This window comes from Enterobacter cloacae complex sp. P47BA (genome assembly GCF_014930485.1).
Taxonomy (GTDB): domain Bacteria; phylum Pseudomonadota; class Gammaproteobacteria; order Enterobacterales; family Enterobacteriaceae; genus Enterobacter; species Enterobacter bugandensis.
Map to the genome: position 1 here is coordinate 116980 of NZ_JADBRF010000016.1, position 19293 is coordinate 136272.

The 19293-nt window shown below is 56.8% G+C and carries 14 protein-coding genes; 4 read left to right on the top strand and 10 right to left on the bottom strand.

Annotation, left to right across the window (positions count from 1 at the left end; genetic code table 11):
* Positions 1–137 precede the first annotated feature (137 nt).
* A complete protein-coding gene (gene pgi / locus IM299_RS16765) occupies positions 138–1787 on the bottom strand; it encodes a glucose-6-phosphate isomerase (RefSeq protein ID WP_059355154.1) in 1650 nt (549 codons plus the stop codon).
* A gap of 374 nt (positions 1788–2161) precedes the next feature.
* Between pgi and lysC the strand changes: the two genes are divergently transcribed.
* From lysC to IM299_RS16780, 3 genes are all read left to right on the top strand, one after another.
* Positions 2162–3511, top strand: a complete 1350-nt coding sequence (gene lysC, locus IM299_RS16770; RefSeq protein WP_045631503.1) for a lysine-sensitive aspartokinase 3 — start codon at positions 2162–2164, stop codon at positions 3509–3511.
* Positions 3512–3604: 93 nt separating this feature from the next.
* On the top strand, positions 3605–4549 hold the full coding sequence (panS, locus tag IM299_RS16775; RefSeq protein ID WP_047362611.1) for a ketopantoate/pantoate/pantothenate transporter PanS: 945 nt from the start codon (positions 3605–3607) through the stop codon (positions 4547–4549).
* Positions 4550–4599: 50 nt separating this feature from the next.
* Positions 4600–4872, top strand: coding sequence for a DUF3811 domain-containing protein (locus tag IM299_RS16780; RefSeq protein WP_003860346.1), 273 nt, complete (start codon positions 4600–4602; stop codon positions 4870–4872).
* Here the strand turns inward: IM299_RS16780 and rluF are convergent, their stop codons facing one another.
* The 5 genes from rluF to metH all read right to left on the bottom strand — a co-directional run bounded on the left by rluF (position 4873) and on the right by metH (position 12063).
* Positions 4873–5745, bottom strand: a complete 873-nt coding sequence (gene rluF / locus IM299_RS16785; RefSeq protein ID WP_048957452.1) for a 23S rRNA pseudouridine(2604) synthase RluF — start codon at positions 5743–5745, stop codon at positions 4873–4875.
* A 53-nt stretch (positions 5746–5798) separates the two neighbouring features.
* Positions 5799–6137, bottom strand: coding sequence for a helix-turn-helix domain-containing protein (locus tag IM299_RS16790; RefSeq protein WP_045631511.1), 339 nt, complete (start codon positions 6135–6137; stop codon positions 5799–5801).
* A 2-nt stretch (positions 6138–6139) separates the two neighbouring features.
* The gene (locus tag IM299_RS16795; RefSeq protein ID WP_032654612.1) at positions 6140–6490 is read right to left on the bottom strand and encodes a type II toxin-antitoxin system RelE/ParE family toxin; all 351 of its coding nucleotides are present in this window, start codon (positions 6488–6490) and stop codon (positions 6140–6142) included.
* A gap of 144 nt (positions 6491–6634) precedes the next feature.
* On the bottom strand, positions 6635–8266 hold the full coding sequence (locus IM299_RS16800) for a Na/Pi cotransporter family protein (protein ID WP_041911578.1): 1632 nt from the start codon (positions 8264–8266) through the stop codon (positions 6635–6637).
* Positions 8267–8379: 113 nt separating this feature from the next.
* A complete protein-coding gene (gene metH, locus IM299_RS16805; RefSeq protein ID WP_193357833.1) occupies positions 8380–12063 on the bottom strand; it encodes a methionine synthase in 3684 nt (1227 codons plus the stop codon).
* A gap of 193 nt (positions 12064–12256) precedes the next feature.
* Between metH and iclR the strand changes: the two genes are divergently transcribed.
* The gene (iclR, locus tag IM299_RS16810; RefSeq protein ID WP_193357834.1) at positions 12257–13084 is read left to right on the top strand and encodes a glyoxylate bypass operon transcriptional repressor IclR; all 828 of its coding nucleotides are present in this window, start codon (positions 12257–12259) and stop codon (positions 13082–13084) included.
* Between the two features lie 22 nt (positions 13085–13106).
* Here the strand turns inward: iclR and aceK are convergent, their stop codons facing one another.
* From aceK to metA, 4 genes are all read right to left on the bottom strand, one after another.
* A complete protein-coding gene (gene aceK / locus IM299_RS16815) occupies positions 13107–14858 on the bottom strand; it encodes a bifunctional isocitrate dehydrogenase kinase/phosphatase (protein WP_193357835.1) in 1752 nt (583 codons plus the stop codon).
* A gap of 51 nt (positions 14859–14909) precedes the next feature.
* On the bottom strand, positions 14910–16214 hold the full coding sequence (aceA, locus tag IM299_RS16820) for an isocitrate lyase (RefSeq protein ID WP_041911582.1): 1305 nt from the start codon (positions 16212–16214) through the stop codon (positions 14910–14912).
* A gap of 31 nt (positions 16215–16245) precedes the next feature.
* Positions 16246–17847, bottom strand: a complete 1602-nt coding sequence (gene aceB, locus IM299_RS16825) for a malate synthase A (protein ID WP_047362605.1) — start codon at positions 17845–17847, stop codon at positions 16246–16248.
* Positions 17848–18117: 270 nt separating this feature from the next.
* The gene (metA, locus tag IM299_RS16830) at positions 18118–19047 is read right to left on the bottom strand and encodes a homoserine O-succinyltransferase (protein ID WP_048957448.1); all 930 of its coding nucleotides are present in this window, start codon (positions 19045–19047) and stop codon (positions 18118–18120) included.
* Between the last annotated feature and the right edge of the window lie 246 nt (positions 19048–19293).

Below are 19293 nucleotides of genomic sequence, written 5' to 3' on the forward strand. Positions count from 1 at the left end.
TAAACCGCAGCAATTAGCAGGTTAACCGCCTTTTTCAGATTAAACTCAGAGTCAGAATTTGAGTTAACTAACAGACATCAGGAATTATCCGATAAAAAAATGCCGGCATATCGCCGGCATTTTTCATGACATATTAATTACGCACGCCATGCTTTATAACGGTTAATCAAACCATTGGTGGAGCTGTCGTGGCTGTCGATGGCTTTATCGTCACCCAGCTCTGGCAGAATGCGGTTTGCCAGCTGTTTGCCCAGCTCAACGCCCCACTGGTCAAAGGTGAAGATGTTCAGGATCGCGCCCTGGGTGAAGATCTTGTGCTCGTACAGCGCAATCAGCGCACCCAGGCTGAACGGGGTGATTTCGCGCAGCAGGATGGAGTTGGTTGGACGGTTGCCTTCGAACACTTTGAACGGCACAACGTGCTCCAGCGTGGCCGGATCTTTACCCTGGTCACGGTATTCCTGCTCAACCACTTCGCGGGATTTACCGAACGCCAGCGCTTCGGTCTGTGCGAAGAAGTTAGACAACAGCTTCGGATGGTGGTCGGACAGCGGGTTGTGCGTGATCGCCGGGGCGATGAAATCGCACGGTACCATTTTGGTACCCTGGTGAATCAGCTGGTAGAACGCATGCTGGCCGTTGGTGCCCGGCTCGCCCCAGATGATCGGGCCAGTCTGGTAATCCACCGCGTTGCCGTTACGGTCAACGTACTTACCGTTGGATTCCATGTTGCCCTGCTGGAAGTAGGCCGCAAAACGGTGCATGTACTGGTCGTACGGCAGGATCGCTTCGGTTTCAGCGCCGAAGAAGTTGTTGTACCAGATACCGATCAGCGCCAGCAGCACCGGCAGGTTTTTCTCAGGCGCGGTGGTGGAGAAGTGTTTGTCCATCGCATGCGCGCCGGAGAGCAGCTCAACGAAGTTGTCAAAGCCCACGGACAGGATGATGGACAGACCGATTGCAGACCACAGAGAGTAGCGGCCGCCAACCCAGTCCCAGAACTCGAACATGTTCGCGGTGTCGATACCGAACTCGCCTACCGCTTTACCGTTGGTAGACAGCGCCGCGAAGTGTTTCGCCACGTGCTTTTCGTCGCCCGCGGTTTTCAGGAACCAGTCGCGCGCGCTGTGGGCGTTGGTCATGGTTTCCTGGGTGGTAAAGGTTTTAGACGCCACCAGGAACAGGGTGGTTTCCGGGTTCACGTTTTTCAGCACTTCGGCGATGTGGGTACCATCGACGTTAGAGACAAAGTGCATGTTGAGGTGGTTTTTGTACGGGCGCAGCGCTTCGGTCACCATGAACGGGCCGAGGTCAGAGCCGCCGATACCGATGTTAACCACGTCGGTGATCGCTTTGCCGGTGTAGCCTTTCCAGCTGCCGGAGATGATCGCTTCGGAGAACGTTTTCATCTTTTCCAGCACCGCGTTCACTTCCGGCATCACATCTTTGCCGTCAACGATGATTGGCGTATTGCTACGGTTGCGCAGCGCCACGTGAAGCACGGCACGGTCTTCGGTGCGGTTGATCTTCTCGCCGGAGAACATGGATTTGATGGCGTCGGCCAGCTCGGTCTCTTTCGCCAGATCCTGCAGTTTTGCCAGCGTCTCTTCGGTAATGCGGTTTTTAGAGAAATCCACCAGCATCAGGTCATCGAAGGTCGCGGAGAACTTAGTGAAACGATCGGCATCTTTCGCGAACAGATCCGCGATGGTGACGTCTTTCATTTCATCATAATGTTTCTGGAGTGCCTGCCAGGCAGCGGTCTGCGTTGGGTTGATGTTTTTCATTAGCAATACTCTTCTGATTTGAGAATTGTGACTGCGGTCGATTGTAGCGCCTGCAAATAAAAATTGTGATGGTTTTTATGCCATTGCCCTGGTCTGCATCAAACGCAGGTGAAAAGACCCGAAAAGTATAGCTGCTGTCGCGCCCTTCCGGCGTGGCGAAATGTCGGTCAAAAGGGGGTAAAAAGGAGCATAAAATATGGGCCTGTTATAAGTCCTGTTTCTCAGGGGTACCCCCCCATAAAAAATCCGCATAATCCCAGCATTGACAGGACCTCCCCCGCATTTTATTTATAGGGCCGTATTTTGCGCCTGCACCTGTTTTCGTTTCATTCTTGTGCCAAGGTCGCTTATTCATTCCCTGACACGAGGTTGTTATGACGAGTTTTGTGGTCGCCAAGTTTGGCGGCACCAGTGTGGCCGATTACGATGCCATGAACCGCAGCGCCGATGTGGTGCTGGCCGATCCGAATACCCGCCTGGTGGTGCTCTCTGCATCCGCCGGCGTGACGAACCTGCTGGTTTCTCTGTCTGAAGGACTGGAAGCGACAGAACGTTTCGTGAAGCTGGATGCACTGCGCAAAATTCAGTTCGACATTCTTGAACGTCTACAAAACCCGAACGTGATCCGCGAAGAAGTGGAGCGTCTGCTGGAAAATATCACCACCCTGGCAGAAGCGGCGTCCCTGGCAACCTCCACCGCCCTGACCGATGAACTGGTCAGCCACGGCGAGCTGATGTCCACCCTGCTGTTTGTTGAAATCATGCGCGAGCGTAACGTTCAGGCGCAGTGGTTTGACGTGCGTAAAGTGATGCGCACCAGCGATCGTTTTGGGCGCGCCGAACCGGACGTTGAAGTGCTGGCGGAGCTGACCAATCAGCAGCTGGCGCCGCGCCTGGCAGAAGGCATGGTGATCACCCAGGGCTTTATCGGCAGCGAAGCGAAAGGGCGCACGACCACGCTTGGCCGTGGCGGCAGCGATTACACCGCCGCGCTGCTGGGCGAAGCCCTGCACGCAACGCGCGTGGATATCTGGACTGACGTGCCGGGTATTTACACTACCGACCCGCGCGTAGTGTCTGCGGCAAAACGTATTGACGTGATCGCCTTTGAAGAAGCGGCGGAAATGGCCACCTTCGGTGCAAAAGTGCTGCACCCGGCAACGCTGCTGCCCGCAGTGCGCAGCGATATTCCGGTCTTCGTTGGCTCCAGTAAAGATCCAAAAGCGGGCGGGACGCTGGTCTGCAAGAAAACCGAGAACCCGCCGCTGTTCCGCGCGCTGGCCCTGCGCCGCCGCCAGACGCTGGTCACGCTGCACAGCCACAATATGCTGCACTCCCGCGGCTTCCTGGCGGAAGTGTTTGGCATCCTCGCGCGCCATAACATCTCTGTAGATTTGATTACCACCTCCGAGGTGAGCATTGCGCTGACGCTGGACACCACCGGCTCCACCTCCACCGGCGACACCCTGCTGACGCAGTCGCTGCTGATTGAGCTGTCTGAGCTGTGCCGCGTGGAGGTCGAAGAAGACCTGGCGCTGGTGGCCATCATCGGTAACAAGCTGTCTCGCGCCTGCGGCGTGGGCAAAGAGGTGTTCGGCGTGCTTGACCCGTTCAACATCCGCATGATCTGCTACGGCGCATCCAGCTATAACCTTTGCTTCCTGGTCCCTGCCGATCAGGCCGAGCAGGTGGTGCAGAAACTTCATCAGAATTTGTTTGAATAAAATTCGTTAGCACGATAAACAATACCTATAAGCCGGGCACAGACCCGGCTTTTTCATAACTAAACAACACGACAATACTGCAAGGAATTCACTATGTTATCCGCTATCACCCGGCTGTTCCCGCTATGGGCGCTGCTGCTCTCCGTACTCGCGTATTACACCCCTACCACGTTCACGGGCATTGGTCCGTGGGTCACCACGCTGCTGATGCTGATTATGTTCGGCATGGGCGTGCACCTTAAAATCGACGATTTTAAACGCGTGCTGTCGCGCCCGGCGCCGGTGGCTGCAGGGATCTTCCTGCACTACCTGGTGATGCCGCTCGCGGCCTGGCTGCTGGCGATGGCCTTTAAGATGCCGCCCGATCTCTCCGCCGGGATGGTGCTGGTGGGCAGCGTCGCCAGCGGTACGGCATCTAACGTGATGATCTATCTCGCGAAAGGTGACGTGGCGCTCTCCGTGACCATCTCTTCGGTATCCACGCTGGTGGGCGTGATTGCCACACCGCTGTTAACCCGCCTGTACGTGGACGCACATATTCAGGTGGACGTGATGGGCATGCTGCTCAGCATTCTGCAGATTGTGGTGATCCCGATTGCGCTGGGGCTGGTCATTCACCATCTTTTCCCACGCGTGGTGAAAGCAGTTGAGCCGTACCTGCCCGCGTTTTCGATGGTCTGCATTCTGGCGATCATCAGCGCCGTGGTGGCTGGTTCCGCGTCGCACATTGCCTCCGTGGGCTTTGTGGTGATCGTCGCGGTGGTGCTGCATAACACCATTGGCCTGCTGGGCGGCTACTGGGGCGGGAAGCTGTTTGGCTTTGACGAGTCCACCTGCCGCACGCTGGCAATCGAGGTAGGGATGCAGAACTCCGGCCTGGCGGCGGCGCTGGGTAAAATTTACTTCTCACCGCTGGCGGCCCTCCCGGGCGCGCTGTTCTCCGTCTGGCACAATCTGTCCGGCTCGCTGCTGGCGGGCTACTGGTCCGGTAAACCGATTGATGAACAACCGAAAAAAGATGCGCTGAAACAGGGTTAATTAACCCGGCTTGCTTTACACTGGAGCCTCCCCATCAGGAGGCTTCAGCAATGGCTACACCACGATTGACCCAGAAAGACATGACGGAAGCCGAGCAGCGCGAACTGAAAACGCTTCTCGACCGCGCCCGCATCGCCCATGGCCGCACGCTGACGAACGCCGAAACCAATCAGGTTAAAAAAGAGTACATCGACAAGCTGATGGCGCAACGTGAGGCTGCGGCGAAAAAAGCCCGCAAGCTGAAAAAAGAGCAGGCTTATAAGCCGGATGCAGAGGCGACCTTTTCCTGGTCCGCCAATACATCAACCCGTGGAAGGCGCTAATCAGCGCCCTTTCTTTTTGCGACCCGGCTGGGTAAAGCGTTTTCCGTTACCCGGCTTGCCCCGCCCTTTCTCTTCCGCCTGCGGTGCCTTAACCACCGGACGTTTAATCGCCTGCGTTTTCGGTTTGGCTTTGGCTTTCGGCTTCGCTTCGGACGAGGAGTTTTCGATAAGCTTGAACAGCTCGATCAGCTCGTCGTCCGTTAAGTCACGCCACTCGCCCAGCGGGATCCCGGACAGGCTGACGTTCATGATGCGCGTGCGTTCCAGCTTCGTCACTTCATAACCAAAATACTCGCACATGCGGCGGATCTGGCGGTTTAAGCCCTGCACCAGGGTAATACGGAAGGCAAACGGCGCTTCTTTTTTGACCTTGCACTTCTTCGTGACGGTGCCCAGAATCGGCACGCCTGCGCCCATCCCGCGAATGAACTCGTCCGTCACCGGCTTGTTCACCGTCACGATGTACTCTTTCTCGTGGTCGTTACCGGCACGCAGAATTTTGTTCACCAGGTCGCCGTGGTTGGTAAGGAAAATCAGCCCCTGAGAGTCTTTATCCAGACGGCCAATCGGGAAGATACGGCTGCTGTGGTTCACGAAATCAACGATGTTGTCCCGCTCGCCGTCTTCCGTGGTGCTGACAATCCCAACCGGTTTGTTCAATGCGATAAACACCAGGTCTTCAGCATCACGCGGTTCGATGAGCTGACCATTCACTTTAACCACGTCGCCAGGCATCACCTGATCACCAATCGTGGCGCGTTTGCCGTTGAGGAACACATTACCTTGTTCAATGTAACGGTCCGCCTCGCGACGTGAGCAGATACCGCTCTCGCTAATGTACTTGTTTAATCGGGTTGATTGAGTTGGCAGCATAGTTTCTCCTGTGAAGGGCGAAATATACCTTAGGTTTGGGCCGAAAAAAAAGATTAGCCGACGGTAACTGAGACGGGTTTTCCAAGTTTACACAGCATCATGATCAGCGTATCAAGGGTAAACTTACTGGTTTTGAGGTTCACGACATCAGACACTCGGGGACGAGAGACGTTTAGCCTGGCGGCAGCGTCAGCCTGACGCAGTTTATTCTCCGCAATCCACGAGGAAATTTCCTGCATCAGTTGCCGCTTGATGGCAAGCAGTTGCTCAACCTCTTTCTCGGCACATTCGTGTAGCTGTTTAGCTTCATTTTCTTCAAAACCCAGTTCAGCAAAGATGTTCGTTTCTGATGTCGTCACATGCCGAATTTTTGTATCAACGCGTCTTCCCATTTTCATCCTCTCCGGGCATCAAGCACCGCCTGAAAACGTGCCTTTGCTATGTATTTATCATGACCTGATGTCCGCTGCGTTTTCTTCTTAAAGCAATGCAGTACGTAAACAGCATCCTCGTAACGAGCCAAATAGATAATTCGGTATGCACCCGTGTCACCGCGCAACCGTATCTCTGCAACGCCTTTGCCGATCTCTGAGATGGGCTTCCAGTCCGCCGCCTCTAATCCAGCCTGTAATCGGTGTAGCTGATATCCCGCATCCCGTCGGATTTCCTCCGGGAAGCCGAGCAAATCATCGAAGGCACTCCCCATCCATGCAATGGGTCTCATTGCTGGTTTTTCTGAAAGCATACCACATCCCTGTATAAAATTTTATACATCCAAAATCAGATTGTCTCACTCCACAGGTCTGCTTATGACCTGAGGAGTGACGTTACGTTTTCAGTGGAGTTTGGTCACGCATCATGGAGAGGATCTGCGAGGCGCTTTCAGAGATTAATACTCATCCCGTTCGTCATCTTCATCCGGCTGTTCCATCACGCTGTAGGCCACCGCGCAGAACAGCGAGTTAAGACGCTTCATATCTCCCAGCAGCCCCAGATGGAGTGAGCTGGTCTCGATACTCTGCACGTTCTGCTGGTGCAGACGTTCAACGTGGGCGTGCGAGTAGCGGCGGTTGAGGATGCGGAAACGATGCTTGTTGCGGCGCAGGCGGCGCGCGCTCGGTACGTCGCTGGAGAAGAAGACCGACATCGCCAGCTTCAGGTTGCTCACCAGCTTTTCGTGCAGCGCTTCCAGCTCTTTCAGCCCTTCCACGGAGAACGCCCGACGCGCGGCCAGGGATTTGTCCGCGATTTCGCTGCCCATACGCTCAACGATGTCCGAGGCCTGCTCAAGGTTAAGCGACATCTCAATGATTTCCGCCCAGCGGCGGGACTCCTCTTCCGCCAGTTCGTCCTGCGGGATACGCGCCAGATAGAGCTTGATGGCGGTATACAGCACGTTGATGTCGTCCGCCAGCCTGCGCAGCTCTTTTTCCTCGCGCGGCTCGCCGTGCATCACCTTTTTCAACCCTTCGAGCATGGTTTCCATCGCGTCGCCCATGCGCAGCGTTTCGCGGGCGGCGTTGGCGATGGCCAGTGCGGGGGTGTCCAGCACGGAGGTATCCAGATGCTTCGGCTTAAGGCGCGCATCCAGCTCCGGTTCATCGCGGATAAGACGCTCGCAGAAGCGGGCCATCGGCGCGGCAAACGGCACCATCGCCAGGCAGCGCACCAGGTTATAGAAGACGTGGAAGTAGATCACCAGCTCCGCTTTCGGCAGCGGGAGGTTGTCCATCAGGTTTGCCAGCGGATGGACAAACGGCAGAATAATCAGGCTGCCCACCAGCTTAAACAGCAAACTCCCCAGCGCCACGCGACGGGCGGCAGCATTGGCCGCGCTGTTGTTAAGCATCGCCAGCAGGCCAGAGCCGAGGTTAGCGCCGATCACCAGACACAGCGCCACCGGGAAGGAGATCGCGCCCGCGGCGGTGAGCGTGGCCGTCAGCAGCACGGCGGCCAGGCTGGAGTAGCTGATGATGGCAAACACTGCCCCGATCAGCGCATCCAGCATGATGTCACCGGTCAGCGAGGCGAAGATGACCTGCACGCCGTTCGCCTGGGTGATAGGCGTCACCGCCTGCACAATCAGTTCCAGCGCCAGCAGAATCAGCCCGAGGCCAATGCCCACGCGGCCAAGCTGCCCGGCCCGGGTCTGCTTGCGGCCAAGGAAAAAGATCACACCGATGAAAATCAGCAGCGGCGACAGCCAGGAGAGATCGAACGTCAGGATACGCGCCATCAGCGCGGTACCGACGTCAGCACCCAGCACGATCACCAGCGCCGGGGCGAGCGCGACCAGATCCTGCGCCACGAACGAAGTGACGAGCATGGTGGTGGCATTGCTGCTTTGCACCAGCGCCGTGACGCCAATCCCCGCGCAGAAGGCGAGCGGCTTCTTCTCAACGCTGCCGCTGAGGACGGTACGTAAGCGCGCGCCGAACACGCGCATCACGCCGGTGCGGACAATATGGGTGCCCCATACGAGCAGTGCGACTGCCGAAAGCAGATGTAACAACGTCAGCACGGAAGTGGGTTCTCCTTATCGTTTTAGATTTTATGATTGAGTATAAGGGTTTAAACGTAAGAAAGAGACAGGGCACCGTTGAGGTGCCCTGTTTGTTGTAAGGAAAAGTGACGTTAGTCCGCGTCGTAGCCTAAATTCGGCGCCAGCCAGCGCTCTACCTCAGGCACGCTCATGCCTTTGCGCAGGGCGTAATCTTCGATCTGATCGCGCTGCAGCTGCGCCACGGCGAAGTACTTGCTGTCCGGATGACTGAAGTACCAGCCCGACACGGACGCGCCCGGCCACATAGCGAACGACTCGGTGAGCTTCATGCCGGTATGCGCTTCTACGTCCAGCAGTTTCCAGATAGTGCCTTTTTCGGTGTGTTCCGGACAGGCCGGATAGCCCGGCGCCGGACGAATCCCCTGGTAGTTTTCGCGGATCAGCTCCTCGTTGCTGAGGTTCTCATTCGCCGCGTAACCCCAGTACACCTTACGTACGCGTTCGTGCAGGTATTCAGCAAAGGCTTCCGCCAGGCGGTCGGCAATCGCTTTCACCATGATCTTATTGTAATCATCGTGTTTCGCTTCAAACGCGTCTGCCAGAGCGTCTTCTTCCAGACCGCCGGTTACCGCAAAGGCGCCGATATAGTCAGCTTTCCCGCTCAGCTTCGGCGCAACGAAATCTGCCAGGCAGTAGTTGGCAAAGCCCACTTTTTCGGTTTGCTGCCGCAGGTGATGGCTCACGGCCAGCACGTGGGTACGGGTTTCATCGCGGTAGATTTCCACGTCGTCACCCACGCGGTTCGCCGGGAACAGCCCCACCACGCCGCGCGGGTTGAGGGTTTTCTCTGCGCTCAGCGTGTCCAGCATATCGTTGGCGTCTTTAAACAGACGCTTCGCCTCTTCGCCTACGACTTCATCTTCGAGGATGCGCGGATATTTGCCCGCCAGCGACCAGGTCATAAAGAACGGCGTCCAGTCAATGTAGTTGCGCAGCGTCTCGATGCTGGCCGTCACGTCCTGCACGCCCAGACGATGCGCGACCGGCGGCGTATAGCTTGCCCAGTCAAAGGCCAGGTCGTTATCGCGTGCGGCAGCGAGCGTCACCGGCGGCGTGCGCGGTTTTTTGCGCCCGTGCTGCACGCGAACGGTTTCGTACTCCTGGCGAGTGCGCGCCACAAAATCGTCGCGCTGAGTCTCGGAGAGCAGTGCGGAAACCACGCCCACCGTGCGCGAGGCGTTCTGCACGTAAACCGTCGGTCCGCTGTAGTTCTGCTCGATCTTCACTGCCGTGTGCGCTTTCGAGGTGGTCGCCCCGCCAATCAGCAGCGGAATGGTGAAGCCCTGACGCTCCATCTCTTTTGCCACGTTGACCATTTCGTCGAGCGACGGCGTAATCAGGCCGGAGAGGCCAATCAGATCGGCGTTCACTTCGCGCGCGGTCTTGAGGATTTTATCCGCCGGAACCATCACGCCAAGGTCGATAATTTCGTAGTTATTGCACTGCAGCACCACGCCAACAATGTTTTTGCCGATGTCGTGCACGTCGCCCTTCACGGTGGCGATAACCATTTTACCGTTGCTGGAGCCCTTCTCTTTGCTGGCTTCGATGAAGGGTTCAAGATAAGCCACTGCCTGCTTCATGACGCGAGCGGATTTCACCACCTGCGGCAGGAACATCTTGCCCTCGCCGAACAGATCGCCCACCACGTTCATGCCGTCCATCAGCGGCCCTTCGATCACCTCAATCGGGCGGGCTGCCTGCTGACGCGCTTCCTCGGTGTCCTGCTCGATGAACTCGGTAATCCCTTTCACCAGCGAGTATTCCAGACGCTTTTTCACGTCCCAGGAACGCCACTCGGCCTGCTGAACATTGGCCGATTCATCCGATTTACTGCCGCGGTATTTTTCCGCCAGGTCGAGCATGCGCTCGGTGGCGTCGTCGCGACGGTTGAGGATCACGTCCTCTACGGCATCGCGCAGCTCCGCCGGCAGATCGTCGTAAATCGCCAGCTGGCCCGCGTTAACGATCCCCATGTCCATCCCGTTGCGGATGGCGTAGTAGAGGAACACGGCGTGGATCGCCTCACGCACCGGGTCGTTGCCGCGGAACGAGAACGAGACGTTCGACACGCCGCCGGAGATCAGCGCATGCGGCAGCTCGCGCTTGATGTCTTCACACGCGCCGATAAAGTCCTGGGCGTAGTTGTTGTGCTCTTCGATGCCGGTCGCGACGGCAAAGATGTTCGGGTCGAAAATAATGTCTTCCGGCGGGAAGCCCACCTCTTCGGTCAGAATTTTGTACGCGCGGCGGCATATCTCAATTTTGCGCTCGCGGGTGTCGGCCTGGCCCACTTCATCGAAGGCCATCACCACCACGGCCGCACCGTAGCGGCGCACCATCTTCGCATGGTGGATAAAGATATCCACGCCCTCTTTCATCGAGATGGAGTTAACGATGCCTTTGCCCTGAATGCACTTCAGCCCCTTTTCGATGACCTCCCACTTGGAGGAGTCAATCATGATCGGCACGCGGGCGATATCCGGCTCACCGGCAATCAGGTTGAGGAAACGCACCATCGCCGCTTCGGCGTCAAGCATCCCCTCGTCCATGTTGATATCGATAATCTGCGCCCCGCTTTCCACCTGCTGGCGGGCGACGTCCAGCGCTTCGCTGTACTTCTCTTCTTTGATCAGACGCTTGAATTTAGCGGAACCGGTAACGTTGGTACGTTCACCCACGTTCACAAACAGGCTGTCGTCGCCGATGGTCAACGGCTCCAGGCCGGAAAGGCGACAGGCAACCGGCAGCTCTGGCAGCTTGCGCGGCGGCAGCCCGTCCACGGCGCGGCTCATGGCGGCAATGTGCTCCGGCGTGGTGCCGCAGCAGCCGCCGACGATGTTCAGGAAGCCTGACTCGGCCCACTCGCGGATTTGCGCCGCCATGGTGTCAGCATCCAGATCGTACTCGCCAAACGCGTTCGGCAGACCGGCGTTCGGATGCGCGGTAACGTAGCATTCGGCGATGCGCGAAAGCTCCTGCACGTACTGGCGCAGTTCGTCTGGTCCCAGCGCGCAGTTCAGGCCGAAGGAGAGCGCGTCGGCGTGGCGCAGGGAGTTATAAAACGCTTCGGTTGTCTGGCCGGACAGGGTGCGGCCGGAGGCGTCGGTGATGGTGCCGGAGATCATGATCGGCAGGTCAACGCCCAGCGCCTCAAACTCCTCTTTCACCGCGTATATCGCGGCTTTGGCGTTGAGGGTATCGAACACCGTTTCAATCAGGATCAGGTCGGAGCCACCTTCCACCAGCGCTTTGGTCGATTCACGATACGCCGTAACCAGCTGGTCAAAGGTGATATTACGAAACGCCGGGTCGTTGACGTCCGGTGAAATCGACGCGGTGCGGTTGGTCGGGCCAAGCACCCCGGCAACGTAGCGCGGCTTGTCCGGCGTGCGGGCCGTCCACTCGTCGGCACAGGCGCGGGCGAGCCTGGCCGCCTCATAGTTGATCTCCGCCGACAGGGATTCCATCTGGTAATCCGCCATGGCGATGGTTGTCGAGTTGAAGGTGTTGGTTTCTACAATATCCGCACCCGCTTCAAAGTAGGCGTTGTGGATATCCTTAATCACGGACGGCTTGCTGAGCACCAGCAGGTCGTTGTTCCCTTTCAGGTCGCAGGGCCAGTCGGCGAAGCGCTCGCCGCGGAAATCGTCTTCGCTCAGACGATAGCTCTGGATCATGGTGCCCATGCCGCCGTCCAGCACCAGAATTCGTTCATTTAACTGCGCACGCAGTTGCTCTACTTTGCTGCTCACACTTGCTCCCGACAACGCTCAACAAGGCCAAAAGGCTGCGTTCCATACTGGCACAATCTCGCAGGGTGGAAAAGTCACGCCGCGGTAACATGAGACATGTTCACCATCACTCCTCCGATCAGTCAGGAAAGCGGTTGCAAATTCACCAAATAAAACGAAAATGATTTCCACGATACAGAAAAAGGAGATCGTCATGGTCGCGACCGTTCCCGCCAAACGCGGCAGAAAACCTTCCGCCACCGCCGCTGCACAACCCGGCGGACAGGTTCAATCCCTGACGCGCGGTCTGAAGCTGCTGGAGTGGATAGCCGAGTCGCACGGCAGCGTGGCCCTGACGGAGCTGGCCCAGCAGGCTGGCCTGCCGAACTCCACCACGCACCGCCTGCTGACCACCATGCAGCAGTTGGGTTTTGTCCGCCAGGTCGGCGAGCTGGGGCACTGGGCGGTGGGCGCGCATGCGTTTATCGTGGGCAGCAGCTTCCTTCAGAGCCGTAACCTGCTGGCGATTGTGCACCCGATCCTGCGCAAGCTGATGGAGGAGTCCGGCGAGACGGTGAACCTTGCCGTGCTTGACCAGAGCGACCACCAGGCGATTATCATCGACCAGGTGCAGTGCACGCAGCTGATGCGCATGTCCGCGCCGATTGGCGGCAAGCTGCCGATGCACGCCTCCGGGGCGGGGAAAGCGTTTTTGTCGCAGCTGAGCGAAGAGCAGGTGACGGGGCTGCTGCACCGTAAAGGGCTGCACGCCTACACCCACGCCACGCTGGTGTCGCCGGTGCATCTGAAAGAAGATCTGGCGTTGACCCGCAAGCGCGGCTATTCGTTTGATGACGAAGAACATGCGCTGGGGCTGCGCTGCCTCGCGTCCTGTATTTTCGACGAACATCGCGAGCCGTTTGCTGCGATCTCCATCTCTGGCCCCATCTCACGTATGACCGACGACCGGGTGACCGAGCTGGGCGCGCTGGTGATTAAAGCCGCGAAAGAGGTGACGCTGGCGTACGGTGGGATTCGTTAAGATTGGGCGCGGTCTGATGCCCTCACCCCGGCCCTCTCCCACAGGGAGAGGGAGAAAATCTGATGCAAAACCGCTGCTTGCGGCGGTAAGCGTACACATCCTCCACATGCCCATTTTTGATCCGCGTTTGTAGCCCGCGCCAGTAGCTGGCGTGGAACAGATCTTCATGCATTTCTTCAAATAACGGCCCGATGCGTGGGTCCGCACACAGCCAGTGGCGAAACTCCTCGGGAAACACATCGCCCGGCGAAACGCTGTACCACGGCTCGCTGGAGAGCTCATCCTCCGGGTAACGGGGCGGCGGGATATCGCGAAAGTTCACCTCGGTCATGTAGCAAATTTCATCGTAATCGTAGAACACCACCCGCCCGTGACGGGTGACGCCGAAGTTTTTAAACAGCATATCGCCAGGGAAGATATTGGCGGCGGCGAGCTGGCGGATGGCGTTGCCGTACTCTTCGATGGCATCACGTAATGCCTGGCCCTCTGACTGTTCCAGCCAGATATTGAGCGGCACCATACGGCGCTCAATGTAGAGATGGCTAATCGCTATTTTATCGCCCAGATCGGTGATTTTCGTCGGCGCTTCCTGCATTAACAGCGACATGAGCGCCGGATCGATCTGCTGCTTATCCAGCACAAAGTTTTCAAACTCCTGGGTATCGGCCATTCGCCCGACGCGATCGTGCTCTTTTACCAGCTGATAGCAGGCGCGGACGTGCGCGGCGGTCATCTCTTTCTGCGGGGCGAATCTGTCTTTTATCACCTTAAAGACCCGGTCGAAGCCCGGCAGCGTGAAGACCAGCATCACCATGCCGCGGATACCTGGCGCTTCGATAAACTGCTCATCCGCCGCGGTGACATATCGCAGGTATTCCCGATAACTTTCCGTTTTGGCATGCTTCTGACAGCCAATCGCCATATACAGCTCGGCGGTGGTTTTACCTGGCAGGATCTCGCGCAGCCACTCCACCAGGGCGGCAGGCAGCGGGGCGTAAACCATGAAATAGGAGCGGGCGAAGCCAAATACGATGCTGGCCTCGGCGCTGGTGGTCAGGCAGGTATCGACAAACAGTTCGCCGTCGTCGGTACGGTGAATGGGCAACAGAAACGGCACAATGGCCGTCGGCGTAACCAGTTTGCCCACCAGCCAGGCGGCCTTATTCCGGTAGAACAGCTCGTTGGCCACCTGCAAATGGCTACGGCTGAGCACCTCCTCGCCGTAGGTTTCACGAAGATGCGCATGGATATAGCCGATATCCCGGAGCTTGTTCTCCCACGGCAGGCGCAGCGGCAAATCCGTTAAGATGCGATGCAGGAGCTTTTCCCACCCGCGATCGGGAAAGAAATCTTTCGCCAGCGGACGCGGAATGGTACGGAAGCGGCGCTCAGGCTGGGAGCTGAAGATAAATAACCGCTCAGGAGATAATGAGCGGTGGTCAAATAACCGGCAATAGACGGAGTTGAAAAAGCTCTCCGCAATCTCGAAGCGAGGGTAGTCGGGTAACAGATGGGTGTAATGCTCTTTCACGCGCAGTAAAAATGCCGCGTCCGGGCTTTTACCGTCGGTAATACAGCGCAGCTGCTCCACCACCAGACCCACATGGTGGTCATAGAGATGAATACGCTGCTTCATGGCCTGCTGAACCGCATGCCAGTCTGCATGTTCGAAGCGCTGCTGCGCGCCGGAGGTCACTTCCAGAAAACGACCATACTGGGCATCAAAGCCCTGCAGAATGGTTTGGGCAATCAGTAATTCCAGGCCACGCGACATATATTCCCCCTCACCACCAACCCTCTCCCCAGGGGGGAGAGGGGGAAAAGATTAGAACTGTGCTTCTTCCGTTGAACCCGTCAAGGCGGTGACGGAGGAGGTGCCGCCCTGAATAATCGTGGTCACATTATCAAAGTAGCCGGTGCCCACTTCCTGCTGGTGAGAGACGAAGGTATAACCATCTTTGCCCGCCGCAAACTCCGGCTGCTGCACCTTCTCAACGTAGTGCTTCATGCCCTCCCCCTGCGCGTAAGCGTGCGCCAGGTCGAACATGTTGAACCACATGCTGTGGATGCCTGCCAGGGTGATGAACTGGTACTTGTAGCCCATATCCGACAGCTGCTGCTGGAAGCTGGCGATGGTTTTGTCATCCAGCTTTTTCTGCCAGTTGAAGGACGGCGAACAGTTGTAGGCCAGCAGCTTGCCCGGATATTTCGCATGAATCGCATCGGCAAAGCGCTTCGCCAGCGCCAGATCCGGCGTGGACGTTTCACACCAGACCAGGTCGGCGTAAGGGGCATAGGCCAGGCCGCGGCTGATGGCCTGTTCGATACCGGCATGCGTGCGATAGAACCCCTCGCTGGTGCGCTCGCCGGTAATAAATTCGCTATCGTACGGATCGCAGTCAGAGGTGATCAGGTCTGCCGCATCCGCATCGGTACGGGCAATCACCAGCGTCGGCACGCCGAGCACGTCAGCAGCGAGACGCGCGGCAACCAGCTTCTGAATCGCTTCCTGGGTCGGGACGAGAACTTTTCCGCCCATATGCCCGCACTTCTTCACCGACGCCAGCTGGTCTTCGAAGTGAACGGCCGCTGCACCGGCCTCAATCATCGATTTCATCAGTTCGAAGGCGTTCAGCACGCCGCCGAAGCCCGCTTCCGCATCCGCCACGATCGGCAGGAAGTAATCAATAAAACGCGGATCGTTGGGCTCAATGCCTGCAGCCCACTGGATCTGATCCGCGCGGCGGAAGGTATTGTTGATCCGATCCACCACCGACGGTACCGAGTTGGCCGGATAAAGAGATTGATCCGGATACATGCTGGAGGCAAGGTTGGCGTCCGCCGCGACCTGCCAGCCGGAAAGGTAAATGGCTTCTATGCCGGCCTTCGCCTGCTGCAATGCCTGACCGCCGGTCAGCGCACCGAGGCTGTTGATATAACCCTTTTTGGAGCCACCGTGCAGCAGCTTCCACATTTTCGCCGCACCGTTCTGTGCCAGCGTGCATTCCGGGTTGACCGAGCCGCGTAACTTCACCACGTCCTCCGCGCTGTAAGGACGGCGGATGCCTTCCCAGCGCGGTTGAGTCCACTCTTTCTTTAATTCTTCGATTTGTTGGGTACGGGTTTTCATGTGCAGATGCTCCATATTGTTATGTGGTGAGTTACGCCAGGAAGCGGTAGCCCGGCAGGGTCAGGAAGTCGATTAAGTCATCTGATGTGGTGATTTGCTCCATCAGCCGCGCTGCGTCGTCAAAGCGTCCGCTGCTGAAGCGGTGTTCGCCCAGCTCGTCCTGGATGACCCGCATCTCTTCGGCCAGCATCTGACGGAACAGGGCTTTGGTGACCGGCTTGCCGTTGCTGAGCGTTTTTTGATGGTGGATCCACTGCCAGATAGAGGTGCGCGAAATTTCCGCCGTGGCAGCATCTTCCATCAGGCCGTAGATAGGCACGCAGCCGTTGCCGGAGATCCACGCTTCGATGTACTGGACCGCGACGCGAATATTGGCACGCATCCCCTCTTCCGTTCGCTCGCCCGCGCACGGTGCCAGCAGCTGTTCTTCAGCCGTTGGGGCATCTTCTTCGCGCGTGACAAACAGCTGATTTTTGTTATCGCCGAGTACGCGATTGAAGACCTCCATCGCCGTATCGGCCAGGCCCGGATGGGCAATCCACGTGCCGTCGTGACCGTTACGGGCTTCCAGCTCTTTATCGGCTTTCACCTTGTTGAGCACCTGATTATTGCGCTCCGCGTCTTTGCTCGGAATAAAGGCCGCCATGCCGCCCATCGCAAAGGCACCGCGCTTGTGGCAGGTTTTAATCAGCAGACGCGAATAGGCGCTCAGGAAGGGTTTATCCATGGTCACGACCTGCCGGTCCGGCAGTACGCGGTCGGGATAGTTTTTCAGGGTTTTGATGTAGCTGAAAATATAGTCCCAGCGTCCGCAGTTCAGGCCGACAATGTGGTCGCGCAGGGCATGCAGAATTTCATTCATCTGGAACACGGCGGGCAGCGTTTCAATCAGCAGCGTGGCCTTGATCGTGCCGCGCGGCAGGTTGAAGCGATCTTCCGCGTAGCTAAATACTTCGCTCCACCAGGCGGCTTCCTGCCAGGCCTGCGTTTTTGGCAGATAGAAATAGGGACCGCTACCTTTTGCCAGCAGGTTTTTGTAGTTATGGAAAAAATAGAGTGCGAAATCAAACAGGCTGCCCGGAATGGCTTCTCCACGCCATGTGACATGTTTTTCAGGGAGGTGCAGACCTCGTACGCGACAGATCAGCACCGCCGGATTCGGTTTGAGCTGGTAGATTTTCCCGGCTTCGTTGGTGTAGCTGATGGTGCCGTTGACGGCATCGCGCAGGTTGATCTGCCCGTCGATAACTTTGTTCCAGTCCGGGGCCAGCGAGTCTTCAAAATCGGCCATAAAGACTTTAACGTTGGCGTTCATGGCGTTGATCACCATTTTGCGCTCTACCGGACCAGTGATCTCAACGCGACGATCCTGTAAATCTTCAGGAATGCCGCGGATTTTCCACTCACCACGGCGAATGGAAGCAGTTTCCGAAATAAATCCTGGCAACTTGCCGTTATCGATTTCCTGCTGTTGATGAATGCGTGCCGCCAGCAGCTTATTGCGCTGCGGCGTAAAGCGTGTCACCAGCTCAGTCAGAAACTCTACCGCTTCGGCCGTCAAAACCTGCTGTTCTTGCTCACCATTCGGCTGGGTAAAGGTCAATTCATCGACCGTGGTTGCCTGTTGAGTCATCGTTCTGCTCCTCATCAAAGATCCAAAATCACGCCCCTAATGCGAACGAAAGATCGTTGTGTAGTTTTCGCTCAGCAGAATTAAGACTATCTATAATTTTTCCAAAATCAAAAACAATTTCCATTTTAATTTTAATTACAACGCAACATAATGATTAATATGAAGTTAAAGTTTCCTGGTATGTTGAACGGGATTTCGGAAATAAAAAAGGCACCCGAAGGTGCCTGATCTGAATAGCTGAAACGCTTTAGGATCGTTTAATGCAGACGATTACTCCAGCGTCGGATTCATGTGGCGAAGATCGTACGGCGTAATCTGGTAGACGTAATAGTTGAGCCAGTTAGTGAACAGCAGATTTCCGTGGCTGCGCCAGGTGGCTCCTGGTTTGTTTTGCGGATCGTTTTTCGGGAAATAGTTGTACGGGATATCCGGATTAAGACCCGCTTCGACATCACGGAAATACTCTGATGCGAGAGTATCGGGATCATACTCAGGATGGCCGGTAACGAACGCGATACGTTTGTCTTTACTGGCAAACAGGTAGGCATCCCCGTCTTCCGTTTCGGCCAGGATCTCCAGATCGGTGTAATCACGAATCAGCTGGGCCGGAAAATCGGCGTAGCGAGAATGCGGGGCCAGGAAGGTGTCATCAAAACCACGCGTCAGCAGCGCGTGTGGATGAAGAATGTGGTGTTCGTATACGCCGGAGAGCTTTTGAGTGCGGGTTTGCTTGGGAATACCGTAGAGAATGTTGAGTGCGGCCTGTACCGCCCAGCAGACAAACAGCGTTGACGTGACGTGATCTTTTGCCCACTCCAGCACCTGTTTGATCTGCGGCCAGTAAGCAACATCGTTAAATTCAACCAGACCGAGCGGCGCGCCTGTCACAATCAGTCCGTCGAAGTTTTCCCCCCGAATATCTTCGAAGTTACAGTAGAAGTTATTCAGATGCTCAGAGGGCGTGTTACGTGACTCGCGGGCATCAATACGCAGCAGTTGAATATCGACCTGCAGCGGGGAGTTCGACAGCAGACGCAGAAACTGATTCTCCGTCTCAATCTTTTTCGGCATCAGGTTGAGGATGAGAACCTTCAGCGGGCGAATTTCCTGACCTGTCGCGCGTGAAGCCGTCATCACGAAGACGTTCTCTTCACGTAAGAAATTGACGGCTGGTAGCTCGTCCTGCACCCGAATCGGCATAACCTTACTTCCTCACAATATACGTATAAACGTTTAGACATCCAGACAGCTAACGATACTCAGAAATGGTATGAATGTCGAGCCTGCAAGTCGAAGGTGAGAAAGTTTCAGGGAGAGGGAAAAAAACAAAAGCAAAAAACCCCGCACCTTACGGTACGGGGTTCTTCTTGATTGATGCCTGGCAGTTCCCTACTCTCACATGGGGAGACCCCACACTACCATCGGCGCTACGGCGTTTCACTTCTG